We start from the raw sequence: 26,214 nt of genomic DNA, 5'->3' as shown, positions 1-26,214 counted from the left end.
GCCAAAAAAGAATGCGGCTTTTTTAAATATTTTTCGAAAAAGCCCTAAAGTTCCTGCCAAGGCAGCCGTTATCTAGGTAAGCAGACTTGATTCTGATCAAGTTGTTGTAAAAAAGTGATATTTTTTACAGGCCTGAAGTCGGGTAAATCCCACTCCGCGCCCACCCTCCACATCCGCGCCGTTACTGGCGTGCGACCATGATCGAGTAGTGTTTGTCAGACAAACACCTACGGTCCTGCCCGCCATTTCCCGACCTAAAATACAGTCCTTCGCCTCTGTTGCGTTTGATGTTGCTCCTGCAGAATGTATCTCACTGGCAACAAACAACGCCAGATGAATTCAACGGATTTAGGAGATGGAAATGACTGCTAACGACATGATGGCTGAGATTCGCGACGCTAACCTGAGCTACCTGATGCTGGCTCAGCAAATGATTCGTGCGGACAAGGTAACGGCCATCTTCCGTTTGGGCATAGCCGCCGAAATCGCCGAATTGATCGAAGGCATGAGCAATGCGCAGATCCTGAAGCTCGCTGGCGGAAACATGATGCTGGCCCGCTTCCGCTTCGATGACAGCGCCATCCTGGGCATGTTGACGAACTACAATAAAGACCGCTCGCTGGCCCAGTCGCATGCCGCTATCCTGATGGCCGGCCAAGGTGTCGAAGAAATCGCCTAAGTTTTTAAATTAGTACTCGTCAGTCGCGGAGCAGTCAGCATGGCCAAGAAAAGTGTCGTATCGGAAGCGCAAGAAATCCAGCTGGCCATCGAGTTGATACAGCTGGGCGCGCGCCTGCAACTGCTGGAGACCGAAGTCTCGCTGTCGCGCGAACGCCTGCTGAACCTGTACAAGGAATTGAAGGGCGTCTCGCCGCCCAAGGGCATGCTGCCCTTTTCCACCGACTGGTTCCTCACCTGGCAGCCGAATATCCATTCCTCGCTGTTCATCAATATCCACAAATTCCTCGTCGACCACGCCGGCGCCACCGGCATCGAAGCCGTGATGAAGGCGTATAAGCTGTATCTGGAGCAAATGCCGCCAGAGGCCGGTGAAGAGCCGCAGCTGTCGCTGACGCGGGCCTGGACCCTGGTGCGCTTTTTCAGCAGCAAGATGCTGAACATGGCGCCTTGCGGCAAGTGCGGCGGCAAGTTTGTCGTCAACTGCCTCGACCTGAACGCCGATTATGTCTGCGGCCTGTGTCACATGCCTTCGCGTGCAGGCAAGACCAAGAAGGCGCGCGATGAAGCGGCCGCAGTCGCGTCGCCGCGTGTGACCGCCTGATACTGCCTCCGCACCGTTCGAGCCGGAGCCGGTCGCCTGACCGGACTCCGGCTTTTTCATGGTGCTTTCGCTTACACTGGCGTTTTCCTCCGATGACTGTCCCATGCTGCAACAAATCCTGCGCGCGCCCGCGCTCAAGGCCATCCTGATCCAGGTGCTGGCCTTTCCCTTGATGTTGCTATTGGTATATGGCCTGGCGCGTGCGGGCCTGGTCATGTCGTTGCCGGTCGTGGCCTTGCTGCAGGGCGTGCTGGCGGCGCTCATTACCTGGCGCGCGGGCCTGGCGCGCTGGTGGTGCGCCATCGGCGTGCTGTTTGCGCCCGGGCTGCTGGCGGCCAGCCTGTTGCACTGGCCCCCGGCCGTGTTCCTGGCGGCCTTTGTTTTCCTGCTGAGCCTGTATTGGTCCACATTTCGCACGCAAGTGCCGTTTTATCCGTCGGGGCCGCGCGTATGGCAGGCGGTCGCCGAGCTGATCGCGGACCGTCCCGGCGTGCGCCTGATCGATATAGGCAGCGGCCTGGGCGGCCTGGTGCTGGACCTGGCGCGGCGCCGGCCCGATGGGCAGTTTTCCGGCATCGAACTGGCGCCGTTGCCGTGGCTGGCAAGCCGCCTGCGCGCGCGGCTGTCGGGGAGCCGCGCGCGCTTCCTGCACGGCGACTACGAAGCGCTCGATTTCAGCCGCTATGATGCGGTCTTTGCTTACCTGTCGCCCGCGGCGATGGCGGCCCTGTGGAGCAAGGCGGAAAAGGAGATGTTGCCCGGTAGCATGCTTCTTAGTTACGAATTCCAGATTGTGGCACGCGAACCCGATATGACCATCGCCGCCACAGAGGGTGGCCCTTTGCTTTACATATGGTGCTTTTAAGCAATTGTCTGCGTTATTTGCTTGCCCGGAGGGCAATCTCACGTTATTGTAGTTCCACACGGCATTTTCTCGGAATTGCATTGAAAAGCGGCTTATTTAAATTGACTTTCGGTCACTTTTTTTGCCGCTGTCTTCGTCGGCGGCGCAGCCGCCAGAAGGCAGGAACAGGTTTGAACATGCCGGGCACCCAGGCCCGGCCATTATTGGGAGTCAGGGCACTTTGTTAGTCATAATCGGATACATCCTCGTCTGCGCCTCGGTCTTTGGCGGTTTCGCGCTGGCGGGCGGCCATCTGGCGGCGCTGTTTCAGCCGATAGAATTGCTGATGATCGGCGGCGCCGCCCTGGGCGCCTTCCTTGTTGGTAACAATAACAAGGCGATCAAGGCGACGATCGCCGCCTTGCCCAGCCTGTTCAAGGGTTCGCGCTATACCAAAGAGTTGTACATGGAACTGATGTCGCTGCTGTTCGAAGTGCTCAGCAAGGTGCGCAAGGAAGGCTTGATGTCGATCGAAGGCGATATCGACAAGCCCGAAGAGAGCCCCCTGTTTTCCAAGTATCCGGCCGTGCTGGCCGATCACCATATCATCGAATTCATGACCGATTACCTGCGCTTGATGGTATCGGGCAATATGGATGCCTTCCAGATCGAAAATCTGATGGACAACGAAATCGAGACGCACCATCACGAAGGCGCCGTGCCGGCCCACGTGATTGCCAAGGTGGGCGACGGCTTGCCCGCTTTCGGTATCGTCGCCGCCGTCATGGGCGTGGTGCACACGATGGAATCGGTGGGCATCCCCCCAGCCGAGCTGGGCATGCTGATCGCGCACGCGCTGGTCGGCACCTTCCTCGGCATCTTGCTGGCGTATGGTTTCGTGGGTCCCCTGGCCAGCTTGCTGGAACAGAAGCTGGAAGAGTCGAGCAAGATGTTCCAGTGCGTGAAAGTAACCCTGCTGGCCAGCCTGAACGGGTATGCGCCGGCGCTGGCCGTGGAGTTCGGCCGCAAGGTCCTGTTCTCGACCGAGCGCCCGACGTTCAACGAGCTGGAAGACCACATCAAGAAATCGAAAACGAAGTAAGCAGTGAACATACGCCTGGACACCATGAGTTATTTGCAGCACACGGAAGGGGGACGCCATGGCCGATGAAGGCATGCGCCCGATTATCGTCAAGCGTATCAAGAAAACGGCTGGCGGCCACCATGGCGGGGCGTGGAAAATCGCCTACGCCGACTTTGTCACGGCCATGATGGCCTTCTTCCTGCTGATGTGGCTGCTTGGCTCCACTTCGAAGGGCGACTTGAACGGCATTTCCGAATTCTTCAAGACACCGCTGAAAGTGGCGATGGCGGGCGGTTCCGGCAGCGGCGAGAGCAATTCCGTGATCCAGGGCGGCGGCCAGGACCTGTCACGCCAGGATGGACAAGTGCGCAAGGCGCAGGAAGAGCCGCAGCGCAAATCGTTCGACCTCAATTCCGCCAAGGCCGCGCTCGAACGCGAGGAAGGCAAGCGCCTGCAGGCGCTCAAGGCGCGCATCGAAGCGACCATCGATGCCGATCCCCTGCTGAAAAAATACAAGAACCAATTGCTGCTCGATATCACCAGCGAAGGGTTGCGCATCCAGATCGTCGACGAGCAGAATCGTCCGATGTTTGCGCTCGCTAATGCGAATCTGCAACCATATACCAAGGAAATCCTGCACGCCATCGGCTTCGTGCTGAATGAAGTACCGAACCGCATCGGCCTGTCCGGGCACACGGATTCGACGCCCTACATGAGCGATGCCGGCTACAGCAACTGGGAATTGTCGGCTGACCGCGCGAATGCGTCGCGGCGCGAACTGGTGATTGGCGGCATGAAGGAAGAGAAAGTATTGCGCGTGGTGGGACTGGGCTCGGCCGCCCACCTGGACAAGCTCGATCCCTTCAATCCGATCAACCGGCGCATCAGCATCATCGTCATGAACAAACGCACGGAAGAAAATGTTCTGCGCGATGGGTCGGCGATAGAGCTGCCGGTGACCGATGCCGCTTCCGCCGCTGTCGCTTCAGGGCTGGCGGCCGGTGCGCCGCCTGCGGTAGCGCCACCTCCCAGCCCGGCAGCGGCGAAAAAATGACACGCAAGGCTGTCAACGCGTGGTGTATTGAAACAATGAGACCTTTATGACAAGAAAGAAAATACTTGGCTCGCATGTGAAACGCCTGCTGTCTGGCGTGTCGGACCATGGCCGCAAGCACTTGACGGAGGTGGAAACCGATCTGGTGCAGACCGGCATCTTGCTGGAAGAGGCGATCGAGAAGCTGTCCTTCAATTTCATGGCGATACACGCAGCCGTCGCTGCGCAGCAAGATACCATCGCCATGCTGCTCGAAGGCGGTATTCCGGCCGAGCAGCAGCGGGAAAAACTGCTGGCATTGCAGGATGAAGTGGGAGGCTATGTGAACGCCGCCATCACCAGCCTGCAGTTCCAGGACATGACCAGTCAGCTGATCGAGCGCACCTTGAAGCGCGTGACGGGCTTGCGCGAGTTCCTCGGTACCTTGGGCTCGCATGGCGCGGAGATGTTGCCGGAGAGCGACAATGAAGAAATTGTCGCCTTGCTGGGGCGCGTCAGCATGGCGCTGGCGATTCAAAGCCTGGAGTTGCGCAGCGTGCTGCGCAAGGCGGTCAGCCAACAGCATTTGGAAAGTGGCGACATCGAGCTGTTCTAGCATGCCAGTGCGGAACGCTTGCGGTTGCATGGATTGATTAATCAAATACTCGGGCAGGATGCCCGGAATAAGTGGGAGCAAAGATGGCCAAAACGATACTTGCAGTGGACGATTCCAGCTCATTGCGCCAGATGGTGGCGTTCAGTCTGAAAGCCGCCGGTTACCAGGTGGTGGAGGCCGTCGATGGCCAGGACGGACTGGAAAAAGCCAAGCTGCAAACCGTGGACCTGGTATTGACGGACCAGAACATGCCGCGCATGGATGGCCTGGAGCTGATCAAGTTGCTGCGCGAACTGCCGACGTACCAGAAGGTGCCCATCCTGATGCTGACGACGGAGTCGTCGGACGAAATGAAGTCGAAAGGACGTGCCGCCGGCGCCAATGGCTGGCTGGTCAAACCCTTCGATCCGCAACGCCTGATCGAAGTGGTCAAGAAGGTGATCGGCTGATGCCAGCCGAGCAGCGCAACGATGCAATTGACGGAGTCACCCTATGACCATCGATATTAGCCAGTTTTTCCAGGTCTTTTTCGATGAGGCCGAAGAACTGCTGGCTGAAAAAGAACGGCTGCTGCTGGCCGTCGATATTGCGGCGCCCGACGCCGAAGACCTGAATGCCATTTTCCGCACCGCCCATTCGATCAAGGGCGGCGCATCGACGTTCGGCCTGAGCGACATGAGCGAGGTGACGCACATCCTCGAGTCGCTGCTCGACCGCATCCGCCAGGGCCAGATGGCCCTGACGGCGGAACACGTCGACGCCTTCTTGGCCGCCAAGGACATCCTCAAGATGCAGCTCGACGGCCATCGCCTGGGCAGCGCCGTCGACCAGGATGCCGTGGCCAATGTGCGCATGATGCTGCAGTCGTTCTCGCAGGACGTGCCCGTGGCCGCGCTCACGCCTGTCGCGCCAGCCTTCCATACGGCGGAAAAGGCAGCCGTCAGCCATGCCGGTGGCCAGCGCTACCGCCTGGAGCTGCCGAAGATGGAAGAGCGCGAAGTCGATGCGCTGGCGGCCGAACTGGGCTTGCTGGGCGATGTCGCCGTGTCCACCCTGGCCGACGCACGCAAGGTGCTGGAAGTGACGACGCACGAAAGCCTGGACGATATCCTGGCCATCTGCTCGTTCGTGCTCAATCCCGACGACATGGTAATCACGCAGGCGCCGCCATTGGCGCCAGGCGAAGCCGAAGCGGCCCGCGCGGCGCAGGAAAAAGCCCAGGGCTATGGTTTCTTCGACCCGCTGCCAGGGGTGCCTGCCGCGCAGGGCGCGACGGACCCCGGCTATGGCTTCTTCCAGCCGATCGAGGACATCCGCGCCGCCGCCGGTGTGCAGAGCGACACCGAACAAGGCTATGGTTTCTTCCAGCCTTTGGCCCAGATCCGCGCCGATGCCGCCAAGGCGGGCAACGCCGGTGCTGCCGGCGTGCCGGCCGTGGCGAGCGCCGTGACCGAGGTGGAGCAGGAAAAGAAACCGGCCAAGAAAGAGGGCGAGAAGGCCGGTACCGAATCGTCGTCGATCCGCGTCTCGATTGAAAAAGTCGACCAGCTGATCAACCTGGTAGGCGAGCTGGTGATCACGCAGGCGATGATCGAGCAGCGCGCCGGTGCGCTCGACCCGATGCTGCACGAGAAACTGCTCGACAGCGTCAGCCACCTGACGCGCAATACGCGCGACTTGCAGGAAGCGGTGATGTCGATTCGCATGATGCCGATGGATTTCGTCTTTTCGCGCTTCCCGCGCATGGTGCGCGACCTGGCGACCAAGTTGGGCAAGAAGGTCGATTTCATCACCAATGGCGCCGCCACGGAACTGGACAAGGGCCTCATCGAGCGCATCGTCGATCCGCTGACGCACCTGGTGCGCAACAGCATCGACCACGGCGTGGAAATGCCGGCCGCCCGCGTGGCAGCCGGCAAGACCGAGGCCGGCCGTTTGTTCCTCTCGGCCAGCCACCAGGGCGGCAATATCATCATCGAAGTATCCGATGATGGCGCGGGGCTGAACCGCGAGCGCATCCTGGCCAAGGCGCAGCAGCAGGGACTGGACGTGTCCGAGACGATGAGCGACGCCGAAGTGTGGCAGCTGATCTTCGCGCCCGGCTTTTCCACCGCCGAAGCGGTCACCGACGTGTCGGGCCGCGGCGTGGGCATGGATGTCGTCAAGCGCAATATCAGCGCCATGGGCGGCGTGGTCGATATCCGTTCGGCGAAGGGTTTCGGCACGACGATTTCCATCTCGCTGCCGCTGACCCTGGCCATCCTGGACGGCATGTCGATCCGCGTCGGCGACGAAGTGTATATTTTACCGCTGGGCTTTGTCATCGAATCGCTGCAGCCAGCCGTTGAAGATGTCAAGGACATCGCTGGCCGCGGGCAGGTGGTGAAAGTGCGCGGCGAGTACCTGCCGCTGATCCCGCTGTATCAGATGTTCGACATCACACCGCGCTTTACCAGTCCATCGGAAGGCATCTGCGTGATTCTCGAGACGGAAGGGCGCAAGGCGGCCCTGTTTGTCGACGACCTGGTGGGACAACAGCAGGTCGTGGTGAAAAACCTCGAATCGAATTACCGCAAGGTGGTGGGCATTTCCGGCGCTACCATCCTGGGCGATGGCGGCGTGTCGCTGATTCTCGATGTCGCTGCCCTGATCCGTTCCTCTCGCCAGCTGGCCGACGAGTCCATTTTTTCGTAATACCGATAGATAAAGATAGGAAAACGCACCATGTCAGATACTCAACAAACATCCGGAAGCAATGCGGGCGACGGCAAGGATATCGCCGGCCGTGAATTCCTGGCCTTTACCCTGGGCTCCGAAGAGTACGGCATCGATATCCTGAAGGTCCAGGAGATCCGTGGCTACGAAGCGGTCACCCGCATCGCTAACGCGCCTGAATTCATCAAGGGCGTGATCAACCTGCGCGGCATCATCATTCCCGTGGTCGACATGCGCATCAAGTTCAACCTGGGCACGCCCGTGTACGACCAGTTCACGGTGGTGATCATCCTGAACATCGGCGGTCGCATCGTCGGCATGGTGGTCGACAGCGTCTCCGACGTCACCACCCTGACGCCGGAGCAGGTCAAGCCGGCGCCGGAAATGGGCACCGCCTTCTCGACCGACTACATGATCGGCCTGGGCACCATCGACGAGCGCATGCTGATCCTGGTCGATATCGACAAACTGATGTCGAGCAGCGAGATGGGCCTGATCGACAAGCTGGCGGCGTAAGCAGCCGGATGGCAGCAAGGCGGCGCCCGGTGCGCTGCCGTTTTGCCACGCAAAGTATCACTACAGATATGCATGTACCGGCGCGAGCGTTAGCTAGAGGCGCGCCGGTAGGCTGCAAGGTCCGACAGAGACCAGGCCATAACACGGCGCCGTCCGGTTGAACGGGCGCCGTTCACATAAATATTGGAGACTGTAATGAGTTTGCGCGATTTCAAGATAGGCACCCGGCTGGGAATAGGTTTCGGCAGCATCCTCGCCATCCTGGTGGTGGTGATCGTTTCGGCGAATGCACTGAATTACCGTAACAAGGCCCAATTGCTCACGGGCCTGGCGCTGGCAAGCGAAAAAAATACGCAGGCGTCGCTGATGAAAAGCGCGATGCTGGAAACCGGTATCGCCATGCGCAATACCGGCCTGCAGGGCGATGTGGGCCTGATGCAGGTGGAGGAGGGCAAGGTGCGCGAGCAGCGCAAGTTGTACGACGGTGCGCGCGGCAAGCTGTCCAGCCTGGGCCTGTCCGACAGCGAGAAGACGCTGCTGGCCAATATCGCCAAGGTCGACAGCGAAGTCGATGCCGCCTTCAAGGAAGCGATGGGGCAGGTGCTGGCGTTTAACAGCGAGGGCGCAGCCAAGGTGATTGCCACCCGCATCGACCCCTTGAACAAGATGACCCTGGCCGATATCAACAAGCTGCTCAACTTGCAGCAGGTGGCCCAGCAAAGCTTCATGGACGACTCGCTGGCGGCCGATGCGCGCCTGATGACAGTGCTCTTCATCCTGGGCGGCGCGGCGGTGGCGATCGGCGCCTGGTGCGCCATCTTCATCACGCGCTCGATCACGGTACCGCTGTCCGGTGCCGTGGCGGTGGCGCAAAAGGTGGCAGCCGGCGAGCTGACATCGCGCGTGGTGGTCGAGGGCAAGGATGAAACGAGCGCGTTGCAGCAAGCGCTCAAGGACATGAACGAGAGCCTGGTGCAGACGGTCAGCGACGTGCGCAATGGGACCGACACCATCACCGTGGCGTCGCGCGAGATCGCCAGCGGTAATGCGGACCTGTCGGCGCGCACGGAAACGCAGGCCAGTTCGCTCGAAGAGACGGCGTCGTCGATGGAAGAGCTGACGTCGACCGTGAAGCAGAACGCGGACAACGCGCGCCAGGCCAACCAGCTGGCCGTGTCGGCATCGTCGGTGGCGGAGCAGGGCGGCAAGGTGGTGGCGCAAGTGGTCGATACCATGGGTTCCATCAAGGACAGTTCGCGCAAGATCGTCGATATTATCGGTGTCATTGACGGCATTGCGTTCCAGACGAATATCCTGGCCTTGAATGCGGCCGTCGAAGCGGCGCGCGCAGGCGAACAGGGACGCGGTTTTGCGGTGGTGGCGTCCGAAGTGCGTAATCTGGCCCAAAGATCCGCTGGCGCAGCGAAAGAGATCAAGGGCCTGATCGGCGACTCGGTCGACAAGGTCGATGCCGGCAGCCGCCTGGTGGACGAGGCGGGGCAGACCATGGGCCTGATCGTCACGTCGATCCGGCAGGTGGCCGATATCATGGGCGAAATCACGGCGGCAACCCAGGAACAGAGCCATGGCATCGAGGAAGTAAACCAGGCCATCGCGCAGATGGACCAGATGACGCAGCAAAATGCGGCGCTGGTCGAGGAAGCGGCGGCGGCCGCCGAGAGCATGCAGGAGCAGGCGCAGAAACTGGCAGACGCCGTCAGCATCTTCAAGCTGGACGGCGAGAGTGCCGCGCAGGCGGCCATGCCCGCGCCCGTGCCTGTGAACGCGGCGGCACGGCCTGCGCCCGCAGTGGCGGCAACTACACGGCGGTTGGCAAAGACGGCGCAGGCCGGCGCGCCACCGCCCGCGAAAAAGCTGGCGGCGGCCGGCGGCGACGATTGGGAAGAGTTCTGACGCCAACCCGATCCCGCTAGTTATACTTGCAAAGGCATTGGTCAGAGTAGTCATAGAGAGGTAAAAACAAAATGCCGCAAACTAAAACGGATTCGGTCAAGGAATTTGATTTCACTGGCAAGGACTTCGAACGGGTCCGCGCCATGATTTACAAGCGGGCCGGCATCGCGCTGGCCGACAGCAAGCAGGAGATGGTTTACAGCCGCCTGGCCAGGCGCCTGCGCGCGACGGGCATCTCTTCGTTCGTCCGCTACCTGGACGACCTGGAGGGTGGCCGCATGGGCGACGAATGGGAAGCGTTCACGAATGCGCTGACGACCAACCTGACATCGTTCTTCCGCGAGGCGCATCACTTCCCGCTGCTGGCCGAGCATGTGAAAAAACTGAGCGGACCGATCACCATCTGGTGTTCGGCCAGTTCCACCGGCGAGGAGCCGTACTCGATCGCCATGACGGTGTGCGAGGCGTTCAATACGCTCACGCCGCCCGTCACCATCATCGCCACGGACATCGACACGAATGTGCTGGCCACGGCCGCCAATGGCGTCTACAACCTGGACCGGCTCGAGAAGATGCCGGCCGACCGTGCGCGGCGCTTTTTCTTGCGCGGCAAGGGCGACCGCGAGGGGCAGGTGCGGGTGCGCCCGGAACTGCGCCAGATGATCACCTTCAAGCCGCTCAACCTGCTGGCCGACAGCTGGCCATTGACGGGCCAGTTCGACGTCATCTTTTGCCGTAACGTGATGATTTATTTTGACAAGGCGACGCAGCGCAAGATCCTGTCGCGCTTTGTGCCGTTGATGAAGCCCGATGCCCTGCTGTTTGCGGGCCATTCGGAGAATTTCCTGTACGTGTCGGATTCATTGAAACTGCGCGGTAAAACAGTCTATGAGCTCGACCAGCCGCGGGGCGCCGCGCCCAAGGCTTCGTCGCATCGTACATGAGAGTGAAATATGAGCCTGGAATCCAAAGAGCAATTTGCCACTAACGTCTATTACGACAGGACGTTCAATTGTGACGCCGCCAAGATTTTGCCTGGTGAGTATTACTTTACCAACAAGGATATGCTGATCGTCACCGTGCTGGGCTCCTGTGTCTCGGCCTGCATCCGCGACCGTGTCACGGGCCTGGGCGGCATGAACCATTTCATGCTGCCCGACGGCGGCAGCGATCCGAATAGCCCGATTTCAGCATCGATGCGCTATGGTACTTACGCCATGGAGATCCTGATCAACGATTTGCTGAAGGCAGGCGCGCGGCGCGAGAACATGGAAGCGAAAGTGTTTGGCGGCGGCGCCGTGCTGCGCGGCTTCACGGCGATCAACGTCGGTGAACGCAATGCGGCCTTCGTCATCAATTACCTGAAGGCGGAAAAGATGCGCGTCGTGGCCGAGGACTTGAATGACATCCACCCGCGCAAGGTGTATTTTTTCCCCCGCAGCGGCAAGGTGCTGGTGAAAAAGCTGATGCAGACGCATAACGACACCCTGGTGCGCCGCGAACTCGATTACGCAAGTCGTCTCAAGGTTGCTCCCGTGGGTGGCGAGATCGAGCTGTTCTAGTAACACCAGACCAAACCTGCTGCGCGTCGTGCTTTGCGGCCTGCGACGGTTTTGATGGACGTGCTAATTTGACAAAGAATAAGGGCCGCAAGGCCTGGAAGGGTATTTTATGAAGATCAAAGTATTGATCGTGGATGATTCGGCGCTGATTCGCAGCGTCATGACGGAAATCGTGAATAGCCAGCCCGACATGGAAGTGGTGGGGGCGGCGCCCGACCCGCTGGTGGCGCGCGAGATGATCAAGCAGACCAACCCCGACGTGCTGACCCTCGATGTCGAGATGCCGAAGATGGATGGCCTCGACTTCCTGGAAAAATTGATGCGCTTGCGTCCGATGCCGGTGCTGATGGTGTCGTCGCTGACCGAGCGCGGGTCGGAAATCACCATGCGCGCGCTGGAACTGGGCGCCGTCGATTTCGTCACCAAGCCAAAGATTTCCATCCAGAGCGGCATGCGTGAGTACACCGATATGATCGCCGACAAGATTCGCGCCGCCTCGAAGGCGCGCATCCGCGCGCGCACCCTGCCGTCGGCTGGCGACAGGGTGGCCGCACCGTTGCCTGCGCTGCGCAGCCCCTTGACGTCGAGCGAAAAGCTGATCATCGTGGGTGCCTCCACGGGCGGCACGGAAGCGATCCGCGAATTTTTGATGCAGATGCCGTCCGATTGCCCCGGCATCCTGATCACGCAGCACATGCCGGAAGGCTTTACGCGCTCGTTTGCGCGTCGCCTCGATTCGCTGTGCAAAATCTCGGTGCAGGAAGCGGCAGGCGGCGAACGCGTGCTGCCCGGCCACGCCTACATCGCGCCCGGCCATTCGCACCTGACCCTGACGCGCAGCGGCGCCAACTACATGACCAAGATCGACCAGGGCGAACCGGTCAACCGCCACCGCCCTTCGGTCGATGTGCTGTTCCGTTCGGCAGCGCAATCGGCGGGCAAGAATGCCGTCGGCGTGATCCTCACCGGCATGGGCAAGGATGGCGCACAAGGCATGTTGGAGATGAAGGCCGCAGGAGCGTATAATTTTGCGCAGGATGAAGCCAGTTGCGTGGTGTTCGGCATGCCGCGCGAGGCGATTGCCGTGGGCGCGACGCATGAGGTCGGGGCGCTGACCGCCTTGCCTGGCATGGTGCTGGGCCACCTGGCTGCGCATGGCATGCGTGCTTTGCGCGTGTAAGCCACGTTTTGTATGATCTGGGGCAAGTTTGTTCGCCTAAAAGCAACGAAAATGCTATCCTACAACTTGCTGCCGTAGTGTCGACCATAATGTCGGCATTCATGTCGATATTATTAACAAACCGCTACAGAAACAACGGAGTTATTCATGGCTGATCCAAAGATGAAATTTTTAGTCGTTGACGATTTTTCGACAATGCGCCGCATTGTCCGGAATCTGTTGAAGGAACTGGGTTATGCCAACGTCGATGAGGCGGAAGACGGCGTGATGGGCCTGGCCAAGCTGCGCGCGGAATCCTATGATTTCGTCGTCTCGGACTGGAACATGCCTAACATGGACGGCCTGACGATGCTGCAGCATATCCGCGCCGATCCCGCACTGGCCAAGCTGCCCGTGCTGATGGTCACCGCCGAAGCGAAAAAAGAAAACATCATCGCCGCCGCGCAAGCTGGCGCCAGCGGTTATGTTGTCAAGCCGTTCACGGCCGCGACCCTCGATGAAAAGCTGAACAAGATTTTCGAGAAGCTGGAAAAAGCCGGCGCCTGATCACGGTTTGAACCGCTTCAAAAAAAACGCTGCCAGTGCGAACTGGCAGCGTTTTTTTTCGTCGGCTCGCACCTTGCTTACACCAGGCCGCCGTTGGCGCGTAAAGTTTGTCCATTCACCCAGCGGCCATCCGGCCCCGCCAGGAAAGCCACGGCGGCGGCGATGTCGTCTGGCGTGCCCAGACGCTCCAGGGGCGCCATCTTGCTCATGCGTTCTATCGTTTCTGCCGTCTTGCCGTTCAAGAACAGTGCCGTGGCCGTGGGGCCGGGGGCAATGGCGTTGACGGTGATGTTCTTGCCGCGCAATTCCTTGGCGAAGATATTCGTCATCGTCTCGATGGCTGCTTTGCTGGCGCCGTAGACGGAATAGCCGGGCAGGGCCAGGCCAATCACGCTGGTCGAAAAGTTGACCACGCTGCCGCCGTGGCGCAAGCGCGTCGCCGCCTGGCGCATGGTGTTGAAGCTGCCCTTGACGTTGACGGCGAACAGGCTGTCGAAGGTGGCGTCATCCGTGTCGGCCAAGGCAGGCAGCACGGGCGGCATGATGCCGGCGTTGTTGATCAGCACGTCGATGCCGCCGAAGGCCGCTTCGGCGGCATCGAACAGCGCTTGCACGTCGCGCGTATTGGCGACGTTGGCCTTGACCGCAATGGCGCTGCCGCCGTCGGCAAAAATGCTTGCCACCAACTGTTCCGCCGCCGCCTTGTCGCTGGCGTAATTGACGACGACCTGCATGCCGTCGCGCGCCAGGCGGCGGGCGATGGCCGCACCGATACCGCGCGAGGCGCCCGTGACGATGGCGACCCTGGCTGGGGTGAGTGTGGTATTCATCATGCTTCTCCTGTCGGGTGGGAGGCCCCTGCGGTGTTTCTGCGAGCCGGTATGGCGATTGTGATCTTTATTCTTGCGTGGATAAAGGTGGCTGGAATGGTTTTAGTGTGCAATCCAGATTAACAATCCTGTTCCAGCCACTGTGCCGGTGGTCTGGCAAAAGCTGCCATGCAGCCAGTTGCGAAGTGGAATGAAACATTTCCCAAAGTTAACTTTACACGTCAACTAAAGTGGCTCATGATCGCTGCACTATTACACCTCTGTCCCCGACCCCGACAAGAAGGAGCGCAACATGCGCCGAGCACCCGTATTATTCTTTGCCCTGAGCACGGCCTTGCTGGCAGCTTGCGGCGTGAGCCTTGAGCAAACCAGCGTTGCACCCCTCGTCGTCGAGGTGCAACTTGGCGACGTCCAGGAGCCTGCCATACGGCCGGCAGCCGACGGCGATGGCCGGCATGCCTATCTGCACCGCGTAGGTGGCCATGATTATGTCAGCCTGAGCCAGAATGGCCCGCAGGGCGGCTTGCCGATACTCACGGGCGCGCAGCGCGGTGAGCACGCCATCCGCCTGCTGGCAGCCGATCCGGCCCAGGCACGGGCCATCCTGCGCAGCCTGAGGCTGCCGGCGAACCAGCGCAAGCTGTGGGCGGGAGAGGAAATCGTGCTCGATGCAGCCAGCTATGACATGCTGCAAGCGGCACGCGGCCGCAACAAGCCGCTGTTTGCCGAACTCAAGCTGGTTGGAATGGAGAAGTAAGGGGAAGAAACGGGGCCGAACGGCCCCGTTGTGACAATGCTTAAATTTCCAGGTTGTCGATCAATCTGGTTTGTCCCAGCTTGGTGGCGGCCAGCACCACCAGCGGTTCCCCGGCGGCCAGTTCAGCGGCGCTTGGCGCTTGCAGGTTGGCGCGCTTGCGCACGGCGATATAGTCCGATTTCCAGCCGCGGCCATCGAGCAGCTGCATCGCTGTCTGTTCCAGTTCGCCCACGGCCAGGTTGCCCTTGCGCACTTCCTCGGCGACAAAATTGAGACCCTTGAACAGCTCCGGCGCTTCCGCCCGTTCGCTTTCCGACAGATACATATTGCGCGAGGACAAAGCCAGGCCATCGTCGGCCCGGTACGTTTCGGCGGCGATGATTTCCGTCGGCAGCGCGAATTGGCGCGCCATGTTGCGGATGATCATCAGTTGCTGGTAATCCTTCTTGCCGAACACGGCCACTCTTGGCCCCACGCAGGAAAACAGCTTGGTGACGACGGTGCACACGCCTTCGAAGAAGCCGGGGCGAAATTCCCCTTCCAGGGTATTGCCCAGGTCATCGGGCGGGCGCACGCGGTATTCCTGCGGCTCCGGATACAGTTCCTTTTCCGTCGGCGCGAACAGCACGTATACGCCTTCCTTTTCCAGCTTGGCGATGTCGGCCGCCATGGTGCGCGGATATTTTTCGAAGTCTTCGTTCGGCCCGAATTGCAGGCGGTTCACGAAGATCGAGGCGACGACGGGGTCGCCATGCTTGCGCGCCAGGCGCATCAGCGACAGATGGCCTTCGTGCAGGTTGCCCATGGTAGGGACGAACGCCGTGCGCAGCTGTCCGCTGAGCTGGTCGCGCAATTCTTCGATGTCGGAAATAATTTTCATGGATTGCTTTCGCTAAAACCCCGTTGTACGGTGGTCAGTGACAAAGGGAGGGGATCAGGCGGGCGAATACGCCAGCCGGACGTAGATGGGGGCAAACGGTTCTGCTTGCGTGATTTCGATCAGGGTTTCCTTGGCCAGTTCCAGCAGGGCCACGAAGTTGACCACCACCACGGGCACGCCGCCGGCAATGTCGAACAGCTCGCTGAACTCGACAAAGCGCGACGATTGCAAGTGGCGCAGGATGCTCGACATGTGCTCGCGCACGGACAGTTCCTGGCGGCTGATGCGGTGATGCTGGGTCAGCTTGGCGCGTTTCAGTACGTCGAGCCAGGCCTGTTGCAGGTCCACCGGCTCCACGTCGGGCCAGGTGGGCGTCAGGCTTTGCTCGATGAAAATCTGCGTGCGCACGAAATCGCGCTCGAACTGGGGAATGGCGTTCAGGTCGTAGGCGGCCAGCTTGATCTGCTCGTATTCGAGCAGGCGGCGCACCAGTTCGGCTCGCGGATCGCCGCCATCTTCCTCGACATCGCTCTTGCGCGATGGCAAGAGCATGCGCGACTTGATCTCGATCAGCATGGCCGCCATCAACAGGTACTCGGCGGCCAGTTCCAGGTTGCGCACGCGGATCTGGTCGACATATTTCAGATATTGCAGGGTCACCTGCGCCATCGGAATATCGAGAATGTTGAAGTTTTGCTTGCGGATCAGGTAGAGCAGCAAGTCGAGCGGGCCTTCGAAGGCTTCGAGGAAGATTTCCAGCGCGTCTGGCGGAATGTACAAGTCCGTCGGCATGCGCAGCATCGGCTCGCCATACAGGCGGGCGATGCCCAGCGGGTCGGCGGCGGGCGCCGTGTCCGTGCTTGCAGATGCTGCAGGGTCGCCGCTGCCGTCGCCGTCAGCGACAGGTTCGGGCGACTCGATGACTGCGCCGGCACCGGAAGCGTCGGCTTCCGGCGTGACTGCAGACTCTTCAGGCAACATCGTGCCGGTTCCAGATCTTAGTTCTTGTTCTGGTAAACGTAAGCCTGTTGCTTGACAGCCGATGCCAGCTGGCGTTCCTGCTCATCGATGCTGACGGCCGGCTTGTCCCACAGCAGGGCGCGGCCTGCTTGCTGGCCCGCTTCCATGCCAGGATTCTTGGCCTTCAGTTCGGCGATGAACAAGGTGTGGTCGGATACGTAGTTATTGTGTTTTGCAGGCAGTTTCATATTCTCTTCTGAGTGTCTTATAAGTAAGGTCAGCCGGCCGTATTTTACCGCGCCGTGCGGCTTGGCGGGTTGTCGTATCGGCAAGTCCGGGGCGAAATTGCTAAAAATCAATAACGCAACAAACGCCGCATCACCATCGGTGCTGGTTCGGCGGGGTTGGCGTGCGAATATTCCAGTTCTTCGGCCAGGTCGAATTCAAAGGCCGCATAAAAATCGATCAGTTTGCGCTGGTCGCGCCGCACGGCCAGGCGCAATTCCTCTGCCTGGCACGACAGGCCGTGGTGAATGATGGCTTCCAGCAAGTGCTGCGAGACGTGGCTGCCCCGGTAGGCGGGCAGCACGCCCATGCGTGAAATCTTCCAGATGGCGGGGTCGCTGTCGAGTGGCATCCAGCGCAGCGAGCCGGCTGGAATGTCGTCGATCAGCAACACAAAACCGCCGCCGTGGCGCAGTTGCTCTTCCACCTGCTGCGCCGTTTCGTGGTGTCCACTGGACGAGGCTGCTACCTTGCCGGCCCACGCAGCGCGGGTCAGTTCGGCCATCAGCTGTGCATCGGCATTTGTTGCTTCGCGCACCACGATATTCATCATCGGTCCTTAGCGGATGCGCATGCCAGGTTCGGCGCCCGGCCATGGGTTCAGGATGTAGATGCCCGGATTCGCCTTCTCATCGGCGGCGGACGCGGCCATGACCATGCCTTCGGAAATACCGAACTTCATCTTGCGCGGCGCCAGGTTGGCCACCAGCACCGTCAGCTTGCCGATCAGTTCTTCCGGTTGATACGCCGAACGGATGCCGGAAAACACATTGCGCAGGCGGCCTTCGCCCGCATCCAGGGTCAGGCGCAGCAGCTTGTCGGAGCCGTCCACCAGTTCGCAGTTGACGATTTTCGCGATGCGCAAGTCGACCTTGAGGAAGTCGTCGATCTTGATCTCTGGCGCCAGTTCCTCGATGGCGGCAGCGGCAATGGCTGGCGCGGCAGCGTCGTTGGCGGCATCGCCAGCCGGTGCGGCGATGGCGGCGGCAGCTTGCGGTGCGTCAAACAGCGCTTCGATCATCTTCGCATCCATGCGCGTCATCAAATGGCTGTAGGCGCCGATGGTACGGCCCAGCATGCTGTTCGAGACGGCGTCGCCGAACACTTGCGTGTCGGCCCAGGTAAATTGCTCGTCGTTGAGGAACGAGGCCACGTTCTTGGCCACGCCCGGCAGTACCGGCGACAGCAGGATCGTCAGCTGGCGGAACAGGATCAGGGCCGTGGTGCACACGTCGTGCAACTCGGCTGTCTTTTCGACGTCCTTGGCCAGGATCCACGGCTTGTTTTCATCGACATACTGGTTGGTGATGTCGGCGATTTCCATGATTTCGCGCAAGGCCTTGCCGAATTCGCGGTTCTCGAAGTGCGCGGCGATGCTGGCCTGGCGCTCGACGATGACGCCATTCATGTCCACCGTCAGTGCGCGGTTGATCCAGCTCTGCGCCCCTTCCGACAGCATTGATGCCAGCTTGCCGTCGAAACGCTTGGCGATGAAGCCGGCGCAGCGGCTGGCGATGTTCACATACTTGCCGATCAGGTCGCTGTTCACGCGGGCAACGAAGTCGTCGCCGTTGAAGTCCAGGTCTTCCACTTTCGAGTTCAGCTTGAAAGCGATGTAGTAGCGCAGCCATTCCGGGTTCATGCCCAGGTCCAGGTAGCGCAGCGGCGAGATGCCCGTGCCGCGCGACTTCGACATCTTTTCGTTGTTGACCGTCAGGAAGCCGTGGACATTGACTTTCAGTTTGTCGATGACGGGGTGGCCGGCAAATTTCAGCATGGCGGGCCAGAACAGCAAATGGAAAGAGACGATGTCCTTGCCGATGAAGTGAATTTGTTCCGTGGCAGGATCGTTCAGCAGGGCGTCGAAATCGAGGCCTTTCTTGTCGCAATAGTTTTTCAGGCTGGCCAGGTAGCCGACGGGCGCGTCCATCCACACATAGAAGAACTTGCCCGGCGCATCGGGAATCGGGATGCCGAAGTAGGGCGCGTCGCGCGAGATATCCCAGTCAGCCAGCTTTTCGCCCGCTTCGCCCAGCCATTCGCTGACCTTGTTGACCATTTCCGGCTGCAAGCGGCCTGGCGTGTTGAGCCAATCCTTGAGGAATTCGAAGCAGCGCGGGTCGGACAGCTTGAAGAAATACTGTTCCGACGGCTTCATCACGGGCGTCGCGTTGGTGAACACGGAGAATGGGTTGACCAGGTCGGTTGGCTGGTAAGCGGCGCCGCACACTTCGCAATTGTCGCCGTACTGGTTCTTGGCGCCGCATTTCGGGCATTCGCCCTTGATGTTGCGGTCGGCCAGGAACATGCCTTTCACGGGGTCGAAGAAGCGGTCGACGGTTTTCGTGACGATCAGGCCCGTATCGCGCAGCTTGCGGTAGATCGATTGCGACAGGTCGACGTTTTCCGGCGAATCGGTCGAATACCAGTTGTCAAAGGCGATATGGAAACCATCGAGGTACTGGGCGCGGCCGGCGGCGATGTTGGCGACGAATTGCTGCGGCGTGATGCCTTCCTTTTCGGCGGCAATCATGATGGGCGTGCCATGCGTATCGTCGGCGCCCACAAAGTGCACTTCACGGCCAGCTGCGCCATCGCGTTGCATTCGCTGGAACCGGACCCAGATATCAGCCTGGATGTATTCCATGATGTGGCCAATGTGAAAAGCGGCGTTTGCGTAAGGCAGGGCAGTGGTGACGAACAGCTTGCGAGTCATGATTGATGCACTTTTGGGATGGATAATAGGACATTTTAACAGCGGAAAGGCAATATGAGCAGATGCAGCGCCGTCAAGTGATGCTTTTGCCGCCATCGCGCCATGCAAATTTGCGCTAGACTGCGCGTATTGCACATATGTAGTACACACGGAGATTTACATGAGCATCACAGTAGAAGACGTCAAGGCCGCGCTGGCCCAGGTTATTGATCCAAATACACATAAAGATTTCGTTTCCAGCAAAACCGTCAAGAATCTGACAGTCGACGGCAATGATATTTCGCTCGACATCGAGCTGGGCTACCCCGCCAAAAGCCAGATCGACCTGATCCGCAAATCCGTGCTGGCCGCCCTGCGCGTGCTGCCGGGCGTGGGCAATGTCAGCGTGGGCGTCTCGTCGAAAATCATTTCGCACACGGTGCAGCGCGGCTTGAAGCCGATGAGCAACGTGAAAAACATCATTGCGGTGGCTTCCGGCAAGGGTGGCGTGGGCAAATCGACCACGGCCGTCAACCTGGCCCTGGCCCTGGCCGCCGAAGGCGCCACCGTCGGCATGTTGGATGCCGACATCTATGGCCCGTCGCAGCCGATGATGCTGGGCATCAGCGGCCAGCCGAAGACCCTGGACGGCAAAAGCATGGAGCCGATGGAAAACCACGGCCTGCAAGTGTCGTCGATCGGCTTCATGATCGATCCGGACGAACCGATGGTGTGGCGCGGCCCCATGGTTACGCAAGCGTTGCAGCAGTTGCTGGACCAGACCAACTGGCGCGACCTCGACTACCTGATCGTCGACATGCCGCCAGGCACGGGCGACATTCAATTGACCCTGTCGCAGAAAGTCCCTGTCACGGGCGCCGTGATTGTCACCACGCCGCAGGACATCGCGCTGCTGGACGCGCGCAAGGGCCTCAAAATGTTCGAGAAGGTCGGCATCCCGATCCTCGGCGTGGTGGAAAACATGAGCACGCACATCTGCTCGAACTGCGGCCATGCGGAAGAAATCTTCGGCGCGGGCGGCGGCGCGAAGATGTGCGCCGACTTTGGCGTGGAATTCCTTGGCGCCTTGCCGCTGACCATGGCGATTCGCCAGCAGACCGATTCCGGCACGCCCACCGTCGTGGCCGAGTCGGATGGCCCCGTCGCCGTCATCTACAAGCAGATCGCCCGCACCATCGCGATTAAAGTGGCGGAAAAGGCGAAGGATATGACGAGCAAGTTCCCGTCGATCGTCATCAAGAACGATTGATTTAACCCAAGGCAGAGACTGGGGTCGAACCCTCAGGGTTCGACCCCGGCCCTTCATGGCTTAATAATCCTGCGCCAGTGTCGGCAGGGGATGGTTTCATGCAGTCCGTGTTGTTATTAAACAAGAGGAGACATCATGCAATTGACCACCGTATTCCTGCGCCAAGCCGCAGCCGTGATTGTTGGCAGCCTGCTGGCCGCCAGCGCTTTCGCCCAATCCGTCTCGTTCGTGGAGCCGGCTGACGGCGCCACCGTCAGCAGCCCGTTCAAGGTCAAGTTTGCCGTCAGCGGCATGGACATCAAGCCAGCCGGCGACATGACGGCGAAGACGGGCCACCATCATCTGCTCATCAATATGGGGCCGATGAAAGCGGGCGAAATGATACCCATGGATGACAAACATTTGCATTTCGGCAAAGGCCAGACGGAAACGGACCTCACCTTGCCGCCGGGCCAGTACACGCTCACCATGCAGTTCGCCAACGGCGCGCACCAGTCTTATGGGCCGGAGTTGAGTAAAAGCATCAAGGTGACGGTCAAGTAATCGCGCATATTGATTCATGTCGGCATCAGGCCGGGTTCCAGCGAAGGTGCCCGGCCTTTTTCATGGCCGCGCTTCTTGTCATCATTGCGTCATATAGTTTGCGTATGCTGCCCGGTGGCCTAACTTTGGATGAGTGCATATGAGCAAGAATTTCTCCCTTTCCCGGCAACTGGCGCAGGCGTTGCTGCTGGTGGCCAGCGTGGCGGCGTGCCAGGCGCATGCGGCCAAGGCACTTCCTGCGGCTTCTGCCACTGCGGCGCAGCCGAAGCTGGTGGTGGTGCTGGTGGTGGACGGCTTGCCGCAAGAGCAGGTGACGCGCTACCGCGACCAGTTTGGCCAGGGCGGTTTCCGCCGCCTGCTGGAACAGGGCGCGTGGTTCAGCGACGCGCACCAGGCACATGGCATCACGGTCACGGCCATCGGCCACTCGGCCGTGCTGTCGGGCGCTTATCCGTACCAGCATGGCGTGATCGGCAATAACTGGATCGATCCCGTGACGAAAAAATCCGTGTACTGCACCGAGGATGGCAATTTCCATTACATCGGCGAAGAAACGAAACCGGACGACGGCACGGCGCCGACCAAGCTGCGCGTGAGCACCCTGGGCGACGAGTTGCGCTATTCTACGGGCGACAAGGCCAAGGTTGTCACGGTGTCGGGCAAGGACCGGGGCGCCATCCTGCTGGCGGGGAAAACGGGCACGGCCTATATGTACATGGAAAAGACGGGCAATTTCGCCAGCAGCACCTACTATATGCAGCAGCATCCGCAATGGGTGCAGCGTTACCAGGCGGCCAGGCCGCAGGACCGTTATTACGGCAAGAGCTGGACGCCGCTGCTGGCCGATTCTGCCTATGCGCGCGACGCCCGTGATGATCTGGTGCCGGCCAAGCCTGGCACGCGCAACACCTTCCCGTTTGCCTACTACAGCGACAGCGGCAAGCTCGATGGCGAGTACTACAGCCGTTTGAAGTCCGGTCCCTTCCTCGATGAATTGACGCTGGAATTCGCGCGCGCCGCCATCGATGGCGAAAACCTGGGCCGCAACCCCGCCGGCGTGCCCGACATCCTGGGCGTGAGCCTGTCCGCGCACGACTATGTGAACCACGCCTACGGCCCGGAAAGCAAGATGTCGCACGACCACCTGCAGCGCCTGGACCGCATGCTGGCCGGCTTCTTTGCCGACCTGGATAAAAAAGTCGGCATGGACAACGTGCTGGTGGTGCTGACGGCCGACCATGGCTTTGCCAACGTACCGGAATTTACGGAAGCGCGCGGCGGTTTTTCCGCCAAGCGCATCGACGGCGACAAGCTGGTCGCAAGCCTGAACCAACACCTGGCCACGACCCTGGGCATCGACAAGCTGGTGACGACGTCGTCGCTGCCGAATATCTACCTCGATTACGCGCTGGCGGAAAAGAGCGGCGTCAATCGCGCCGCCCTGGAAGACGCGGCGGCCCGCTTCCTGCTGGAGCAAGATGGCCTGGCGCAGGTCTACACGCGCACGCAGATGGAAACGGGAGCCGTCGCCACGCGCATGGACACCTTGATGCGCCGCGCCTGGAACCGCCAGGTATCGGGCGACCTGATGGTAGTTACAAAGCCGGCCTGGTACTTTGGCAAGGGCGTTGGCGGCACCTCGCATGGCACGCCGTACACGTATGACACCAACGTGCCGCTGATGGTCTTCGGCCCTCGCTGGATCAAGCCTGGCGCCTATGGCCAGTACGCGGAAGTGGTCGACATCGCACCTACGCTTGCCCATTTGCTGCGCATACGCCAGCCGTCCGCGTCGGAAGGGCGGATTTTGACGGAAACGGTGCGCTAGGTCGGTTACAGCAGCCAGTCGATCGGCAGCACCGACAGAATCGCCACTCCCATGCGCTTCCACACGCTGGTGCCCGGTTCCGTGTCGTAGCGCGTGGTGATGCCGCTGGCGTCGCGGGCGATCCAGTACAGCGCGCCGTCGTCGCCAAGCAGCACCTGGTAGGCGCGCTGCGGGATCGTGGTGCGCATGGCTAGGCCCAGCTGGCTGGCCAGCGCGGGGCTGTCGATGACCAGGCCCATTTCCGTGTTCAATGCGATCGAGCGCGGGTCGAAATTGAACGAGCCGACAAAGATGCGCTGGTCATCGACGGCAAAGGTCTTCGCATGCAGGCTCGATGCGGAACTGCCGAGGTGGCCAGGCTGCGCGCGCGCATCGTTTGCTTCCCACGAGCGGCGCGATTCATACAGCAACACGCCCGCTTCCAGCAGCGGTTTCCTCCACTTCGCATAGCCCGCATGCACGGCCGCCACGTCGGTCGCTTCCAGCGCATTCGTCAGGATGCGCACGCCCACGCCTTTTTTTGCCAGGTCGGCAAAGGCCTGCGTGCCGGCTTTGCCGGGCACGAAATACGGCGACACCAGATCCACTTCCTTTTCCGGCACGCCCAGCAGGTTTTGCAGGTTTTCCGCCACGCCCGTGCCTGGCCGTGCCTTGTCCAGTACCTTGGCCGGGTCGTCGCTGACCATGCGCGTGTTTGCCCATTCGAAGGGCAGGGTGCGTTCCATCATCTGCTTGACGAAGGGCGAGGTGCGCAGCGCCTGCACGTATTCCTCGGCTGCCTGGGTGTCGTCGATGCGGTCCGCCTCGGCGGCGATGGTGGCCGCGTCGCCGTCGACAGGGCTGGTCAGCAGCAAGCTGGCCGGGTAGGCCGAGGCGCTGTTCCAGTAGCGGTCGAATTCGTGCGAGACGTCGTCGACGACGGGGCCGACCGCCAGCACGTCAAGGTCGGCAAACAGCACGTCGCCGGCCGCGCCGAAGTATTCATCGCCCACATTGCGCCCGCCGACGATGGTGGCCTGGTTATCGGCCGTGAACGATTTGTTGTGCATGCGCCGGTTGAGGCGCGAAAAATCCATGGCAAAGGCCAGCGCGCGCGGCGCGCGGGGCACGAAGGGGTTGAACAGGCGGATTTCCAGGTTCTGCTGCTTGCCCAGCATGGTCAAGGTCTGGTCCAGGCCCGCCGTGTTGTTATCGTCGAGCAGCAGGCGCACGCGCACGCCCCGTTCAGCCGCCTGGCGCAGAGCGTCGAACAGCAGGGTGCCGGTGATGTCCTTGTGCCAGATGTAGTACTGCACGTCCAGGCTGCGCTGGGCGGCGGCGGCCAACAGGGCGCGCGCGGCAAAGGCGTCGCGCCCGTCGACCAGCGGGTAAATGCCGGACACGCCGGGATGCTGCGCCACCATGGGCGCTATGGCCGTAGCCAGTTGGGTATGCTTTGTGTCGGCGATGACGGTCGACGTGCTGCGTCCGTCCAGCGAGGGCAGCGCGGCGCAGCCGGCAAGGATGGCGGACAGCAGCAGGGGCAGCAGCAAGCTGGTGCTGCGGCGGGCAAGGGTGGTGGCGGACATGGTGCACTTTCATCGAGTTGCCCCGATGTTAGCAGATGCGCATGCCCGCACGCGGGCGCGGTTTAGAGTTGTTCCAGCGCGATCAGCTCGGCCACCGTCTGGCGGCGGCGGATCAGCCGTGAAGCATCGCCATCGACCAGGTATTCGGCTGCATGCGGGCGGCTGTTGTAGTTCGACGACATCGACGCGCCATACGCGCCCGCGCCTTCGAAGACGACATAGTCGCCCACCTGCGCTGCGGGCAACAAGCGGGTTTCCACCACGCCGCCATCGCGCTGGGTAAATACGTCGCCCGATTCGCACAGGGGACCGCCGACCACGGTGGCGCGCTGCACATCGAGAACGCGGCCGTCATGCGCAATCACCGACATTTCATGGTAGCTGCCGTACATGGCAGGGCGCATCAGTTCATTGAAGCCCGTGTCGAGCAGGGTGAAGTGGTTGCCGCCCATTTGCTTGGTGGCGCGTACTTCGGCCACCAGCAGGCCCGCGTCGGCCACCAGGAAGCGGCCCGGTTCGATTTCCAGGTGCACGGCGTGGCCCAGGTGCGCCTCGATCTGCTTGCGCGCCGCATCCCACAGCTGGAAGTAGTGGTCCGTGTCGACGGGCTGCTCGCCCTCGCGGTAGGGCACGGACAGGCCGCCGCCCGTGGAAATGGCTTCCAGGTCGTGGCCCATGTTTTTCACCAGGTCGACCATGGTGCCGCAGACGGTTTCCAGGTGGCTGTAGTCGACGCCCGAGCCGATGTGCATGTGCAGGCCCACCAGGTGCAGTCCATGTGCGCGGATGACGGCCAGTGCCTCTGGCAGCTCTTCATGCCAGATGCCGTGCTTGCTGTTTTCGCCGCCCGTATTGGTCTTGTTGCTGTGGCCATGGCCATACCCGGGATTGATGCGCAGCCAGACGCGGTGGCCGGGTGACACTGGGCCCAGCTGGCGCAGCATGTCGACGGAGCCGCAATTGACTTCGATCTTCGCCGCCGCCACGCGCGCCAGGGTGGCGCGGTCGAACAGGTCGCAGGTGAACACCAGGCCGGCGGCGCCGTTTGTTTGCGCCGGCGTAAAGCCTGCCTGCAGGGCGCGTTCGATCTCGCCCAGCGAGACGGCATCCACGTGCACGCCCGCCTCGCGCATCAGCGTGAGCAGATGGATGTTCGAATTGGCCTTTTGCGCGAAGCGCACGGTGTCGAACTGCGCCAGCTGCGCCACGCGCGCGCGGATGGTGGCCGCGTCATACACCCACAGGGGCGTGCCGTGTTCCTGGGCGAGTTGGGCGAGGGTCTGGTCGGTGACGGGCTGCATCGTGT

The 26,214-nt window shown here is 61.0% G+C and carries 26 protein-coding genes; 18 read left to right on the top strand and 8 right to left on the bottom strand.

What is annotated here, in order from left to right; all coding sequences use genetic code 11:
* Positions 1–361 precede the first annotated feature (361 nt).
* From flhD to cheY, 14 genes are all read left to right on the top strand, one after another.
* On the top strand, positions 362–679 hold the full coding sequence (flhD, locus tag ACQ4W0_RS14340) for a flagellar transcriptional regulator FlhD (protein ID WP_034758381.1): 318 nt from the start codon (positions 362–364) through the stop codon (positions 677–679).
* A gap of 39 nt (positions 680–718) precedes the next feature.
* Entirely contained in the window at positions 719–1,282 is a 564-nt protein-coding gene (flhC, locus tag ACQ4W0_RS14335) for a flagellar transcriptional regulator FlhC (protein ID WP_436577310.1), read from the top strand.
* Positions 1,283–1,385: 103 nt separating this feature from the next.
* Complete coding sequence (locus tag ACQ4W0_RS14330; RefSeq protein WP_436577309.1) at positions 1,386–2,147, top strand: SAM-dependent methyltransferase; 762 nt, start codon at positions 1,386–1,388, stop codon at positions 2,145–2,147.
* A gap of 220 nt (positions 2,148–2,367) precedes the next feature.
* Positions 2,368–3,228 (top strand): flagellar motor stator protein MotA, encoded by an 861-nt coding sequence (gene motA / locus ACQ4W0_RS14325; RefSeq protein WP_436577308.1) that lies wholly within the window; start codon positions 2,368–2,370, stop codon positions 3,226–3,228.
* 58 nt (positions 3,229–3,286) lie between these two features.
* Positions 3,287–4,264, top strand: coding sequence for a flagellar motor protein MotB (gene motB, locus ACQ4W0_RS14320; protein ID WP_436577307.1), 978 nt, complete (start codon positions 3,287–3,289; stop codon positions 4,262–4,264).
* A 46-nt stretch (positions 4,265–4,310) separates the two neighbouring features.
* Positions 4,311–4,859, top strand: coding sequence for a chemotaxis protein (locus ACQ4W0_RS14315; RefSeq protein WP_101480496.1), 549 nt, complete (start codon positions 4,311–4,313; stop codon positions 4,857–4,859).
* An 83-nt stretch (positions 4,860–4,942) separates the two neighbouring features.
* Positions 4,943–5,308, top strand: coding sequence for a response regulator (locus ACQ4W0_RS14310; RefSeq protein ID WP_034758362.1), 366 nt, complete (start codon positions 4,943–4,945; stop codon positions 5,306–5,308).
* A 43-nt stretch (positions 5,309–5,351) separates the two neighbouring features.
* A complete protein-coding gene (gene cheA / locus ACQ4W0_RS14305; protein ID WP_436577306.1) occupies positions 5,352–7,553 on the top strand; it encodes a chemotaxis protein CheA in 2,202 nt (733 codons plus the stop codon).
* 30 nt (positions 7,554–7,583) lie between these two features.
* Positions 7,584–8,090: a chemotaxis protein CheW gene (locus ACQ4W0_RS14300; RefSeq protein ID WP_034758356.1), complete on the top strand. Its 507-nt coding sequence runs from the start codon at positions 7,584–7,586 to the stop codon at positions 8,088–8,090.
* Between the two features lie 195 nt (positions 8,091–8,285).
* Positions 8,286–10,004: a methyl-accepting chemotaxis protein gene (locus ACQ4W0_RS14295; protein ID WP_436577305.1), complete on the top strand. Its 1,719-nt coding sequence runs from the start codon at positions 8,286–8,288 to the stop codon at positions 10,002–10,004.
* Between the two features lie 71 nt (positions 10,005–10,075).
* Complete coding sequence (locus tag ACQ4W0_RS14290) at positions 10,076–10,948, top strand: CheR family methyltransferase (RefSeq protein WP_436577304.1); 873 nt, start codon at positions 10,076–10,078, stop codon at positions 10,946–10,948.
* 9 nt (positions 10,949–10,957) lie between these two features.
* Positions 10,958–11,566, top strand: a complete 609-nt coding sequence (cheD, locus tag ACQ4W0_RS14285) for a chemoreceptor glutamine deamidase CheD (protein WP_071078257.1) — start codon at positions 10,958–10,960, stop codon at positions 11,564–11,566.
* Between the two features lie 109 nt (positions 11,567–11,675).
* Positions 11,676–12,746, top strand: coding sequence for a protein-glutamate methylesterase/protein-glutamine glutaminase (locus tag ACQ4W0_RS14280; protein WP_100876375.1), 1,071 nt, complete (start codon positions 11,676–11,678; stop codon positions 12,744–12,746).
* A 147-nt stretch (positions 12,747–12,893) separates the two neighbouring features.
* Entirely contained in the window at positions 12,894–13,292 is a 399-nt protein-coding gene (cheY, locus tag ACQ4W0_RS14275) for a chemotaxis response regulator CheY (RefSeq protein WP_010396677.1), read from the top strand.
* A gap of 77 nt (positions 13,293–13,369) precedes the next feature.
* On the opposite strand, the gene ACQ4W0_RS14270 is transcribed toward cheY, so the two are convergent.
* A complete protein-coding gene (locus ACQ4W0_RS14270; RefSeq protein WP_436577303.1) occupies positions 13,370–14,125 on the bottom strand; it encodes an SDR family oxidoreductase in 756 nt (251 codons plus the stop codon).
* 289 nt (positions 14,126–14,414) lie between these two features.
* On the opposite strand from ACQ4W0_RS14270, the gene ACQ4W0_RS14265 reads away from it, so the two are divergent.
* Complete coding sequence (locus ACQ4W0_RS14265; RefSeq protein WP_436577302.1) at positions 14,415–14,879, top strand: hypothetical protein; 465 nt, start codon at positions 14,415–14,417, stop codon at positions 14,877–14,879.
* A 40-nt stretch (positions 14,880–14,919) separates the two neighbouring features.
* On the opposite strand, the gene panC is transcribed toward ACQ4W0_RS14265, so the two are convergent.
* From panC to metG, 5 genes are all read right to left on the bottom strand, one after another.
* Positions 14,920–15,759: a pantoate--beta-alanine ligase gene (gene panC / locus ACQ4W0_RS14260; RefSeq protein WP_436577301.1), complete on the bottom strand. Its 840-nt coding sequence runs from the start codon at positions 15,757–15,759 to the stop codon at positions 14,920–14,922.
* Between the two features lie 54 nt (positions 15,760–15,813).
* Positions 15,814–16,740 (bottom strand): segregation and condensation protein A, encoded by a 927-nt coding sequence (locus ACQ4W0_RS14255; RefSeq protein WP_436577300.1) that lies wholly within the window; start codon positions 16,738–16,740, stop codon positions 15,814–15,816.
* 17 nt (positions 16,741–16,757) lie between these two features.
* Positions 16,758–16,967: a DUF3460 family protein gene (locus tag ACQ4W0_RS14250; protein WP_034778041.1), complete on the bottom strand. Its 210-nt coding sequence runs from the start codon at positions 16,965–16,967 to the stop codon at positions 16,758–16,760.
* Between the two features lie 107 nt (positions 16,968–17,074).
* On the bottom strand, positions 17,075–17,554 hold the full coding sequence (locus tag ACQ4W0_RS14245) for a GNAT family N-acetyltransferase (RefSeq protein ID WP_353658000.1): 480 nt from the start codon (positions 17,552–17,554) through the stop codon (positions 17,075–17,077).
* Positions 17,555–17,563: 9 nt separating this feature from the next.
* Entirely contained in the window at positions 17,564–19,720 is a 2,157-nt protein-coding gene (metG, locus tag ACQ4W0_RS14240; protein WP_436577299.1) for a methionine--tRNA ligase, read from the bottom strand.
* Between the two features lie 160 nt (positions 19,721–19,880).
* Between metG and apbC the strand changes: the two genes are divergently transcribed.
* From apbC to ACQ4W0_RS14225, 3 genes are all read left to right on the top strand, one after another.
* On the top strand, positions 19,881–20,969 hold the full coding sequence (gene apbC / locus ACQ4W0_RS14235) for an iron-sulfur cluster carrier protein ApbC (RefSeq protein WP_436577298.1): 1,089 nt from the start codon (positions 19,881–19,883) through the stop codon (positions 20,967–20,969).
* Positions 20,970–21,104: 135 nt separating this feature from the next.
* Positions 21,105–21,512, top strand: coding sequence for a DUF4399 domain-containing protein (locus ACQ4W0_RS14230; protein WP_436577297.1), 408 nt, complete (start codon positions 21,105–21,107; stop codon positions 21,510–21,512).
* A 139-nt stretch (positions 21,513–21,651) separates the two neighbouring features.
* A complete protein-coding gene (locus ACQ4W0_RS14225) occupies positions 21,652–23,340 on the top strand; it encodes an alkaline phosphatase family protein (protein WP_436577296.1) in 1,689 nt (562 codons plus the stop codon).
* A gap of 5 nt (positions 23,341–23,345) precedes the next feature.
* Here ACQ4W0_RS14225 and ACQ4W0_RS14220 read toward each other — a convergent pair whose 3' ends face one another.
* Together ACQ4W0_RS14220 and lysA are read right to left on the bottom strand one after the other, a co-directional pair.
* Positions 23,346–24,908 (bottom strand): phospholipase D family protein, encoded by a 1,563-nt coding sequence (locus ACQ4W0_RS14220; RefSeq protein WP_436577295.1) that lies wholly within the window; start codon positions 24,906–24,908, stop codon positions 23,346–23,348.
* A 62-nt stretch (positions 24,909–24,970) separates the two neighbouring features.
* Entirely contained in the window at positions 24,971–26,209 is a 1,239-nt protein-coding gene (gene lysA, locus ACQ4W0_RS14215) for a diaminopimelate decarboxylase (RefSeq protein WP_436577294.1), read from the bottom strand.
* Positions 26,210–26,214: the final 5 nt, after the last annotated feature.

Source organism: Janthinobacterium breve, from assembly GCF_051380895.1.
In the GTDB taxonomy this organism is placed as follows: Bacteria; Pseudomonadota; Gammaproteobacteria; order Burkholderiales; family Burkholderiaceae_D; genus Janthinobacterium.
Note: the sequence above shows the minus strand (reverse complement) of the source record. Positions and strands in the feature narration are given on the sequence as shown.

Coding starts and splice junctions, on each gene's coding strand:
- flhD (WP_034758381.1), top strand. CDS start 362: ATGACTGCTAACGACATGATGGCTGAGATTCGCGACGCTAACCTGAGC.
- panC (WP_436577301.1), bottom strand. CDS start 15,759: ATGAAAATTATTTCCGACATCGAAGAATTGCGCGACCAGCTCAGCGGA.
- ACQ4W0_RS14310 (WP_034758362.1), top strand. CDS start 4,943: ATGGCCAAAACGATACTTGCAGTGGACGATTCCAGCTCATTGCGCCAG.
- ACQ4W0_RS14220 (WP_436577295.1), bottom strand. CDS start 24,908: ATGTCCGCCACCACCCTTGCCCGCCGCAGCACCAGCTTGCTGCTGCCC.
- ACQ4W0_RS14245 (WP_353658000.1), bottom strand. CDS start 17,554: ATGAATATCGTGGTGCGCGAAGCAACAAATGCCGATGCACAGCTGATG.
- ACQ4W0_RS14250 (WP_034778041.1), bottom strand. CDS start 16,967: ATGAAACTGCCTGCAAAACACAATAACTACGTATCCGACCACACCTTG.
- ACQ4W0_RS14255 (WP_436577300.1), bottom strand. CDS start 16,740: ATGTTGCCTGAAGAGTCTGCAGTCACGCCGGAAGCCGACGCTTCCGGT.
- ACQ4W0_RS14230 (WP_436577297.1), top strand. CDS start 21,105: ATGCAATTGACCACCGTATTCCTGCGCCAAGCCGCAGCCGTGATTGTT.
- ACQ4W0_RS14330 (WP_436577309.1), top strand. CDS start 1,386: ATGCTGCAACAAATCCTGCGCGCGCCCGCGCTCAAGGCCATCCTGATC.
- cheD (WP_071078257.1), top strand. CDS start 10,958: ATGAGCCTGGAATCCAAAGAGCAATTTGCCACTAACGTCTATTACGAC.
- ACQ4W0_RS14225 (WP_436577296.1), top strand. CDS start 21,652: ATGAGCAAGAATTTCTCCCTTTCCCGGCAACTGGCGCAGGCGTTGCTG.
- ACQ4W0_RS14265 (WP_436577302.1), top strand. CDS start 14,415: ATGCGCCGAGCACCCGTATTATTCTTTGCCCTGAGCACGGCCTTGCTG.
- cheY (WP_010396677.1), top strand. CDS start 12,894: ATGGCTGATCCAAAGATGAAATTTTTAGTCGTTGACGATTTTTCGACA.
- ACQ4W0_RS14290 (WP_436577304.1), top strand. CDS start 10,076: ATGCCGCAAACTAAAACGGATTCGGTCAAGGAATTTGATTTCACTGGC.
- ACQ4W0_RS14300 (WP_034758356.1), top strand. CDS start 7,584: ATGTCAGATACTCAACAAACATCCGGAAGCAATGCGGGCGACGGCAAG.
- lysA (WP_436577294.1), bottom strand. CDS start 26,209: ATGCAGCCCGTCACCGACCAGACCCTCGCCCAACTCGCCCAGGAACAC.
- metG (WP_436577299.1), bottom strand. CDS start 19,720: ATGACTCGCAAGCTGTTCGTCACCACTGCCCTGCCTTACGCAAACGCC.
- cheA (WP_436577306.1), top strand. CDS start 5,352: ATGACCATCGATATTAGCCAGTTTTTCCAGGTCTTTTTCGATGAGGCC.
- ACQ4W0_RS14295 (WP_436577305.1), top strand. CDS start 8,286: ATGAGTTTGCGCGATTTCAAGATAGGCACCCGGCTGGGAATAGGTTTC.
- ACQ4W0_RS14280 (WP_100876375.1), top strand. CDS start 11,676: ATGAAGATCAAAGTATTGATCGTGGATGATTCGGCGCTGATTCGCAGC.
- motB (WP_436577307.1), top strand. CDS start 3,287: ATGGCCGATGAAGGCATGCGCCCGATTATCGTCAAGCGTATCAAGAAA.
- flhC (WP_436577310.1), top strand. CDS start 719: ATGGCCAAGAAAAGTGTCGTATCGGAAGCGCAAGAAATCCAGCTGGCC.
- apbC (WP_436577298.1), top strand. CDS start 19,881: ATGAGCATCACAGTAGAAGACGTCAAGGCCGCGCTGGCCCAGGTTATT.
- ACQ4W0_RS14315 (WP_101480496.1), top strand. CDS start 4,311: ATGACAAGAAAGAAAATACTTGGCTCGCATGTGAAACGCCTGCTGTCT.
- ACQ4W0_RS14270 (WP_436577303.1), bottom strand. CDS start 14,125: ATGATGAATACCACACTCACCCCAGCCAGGGTCGCCATCGTCACGGGC.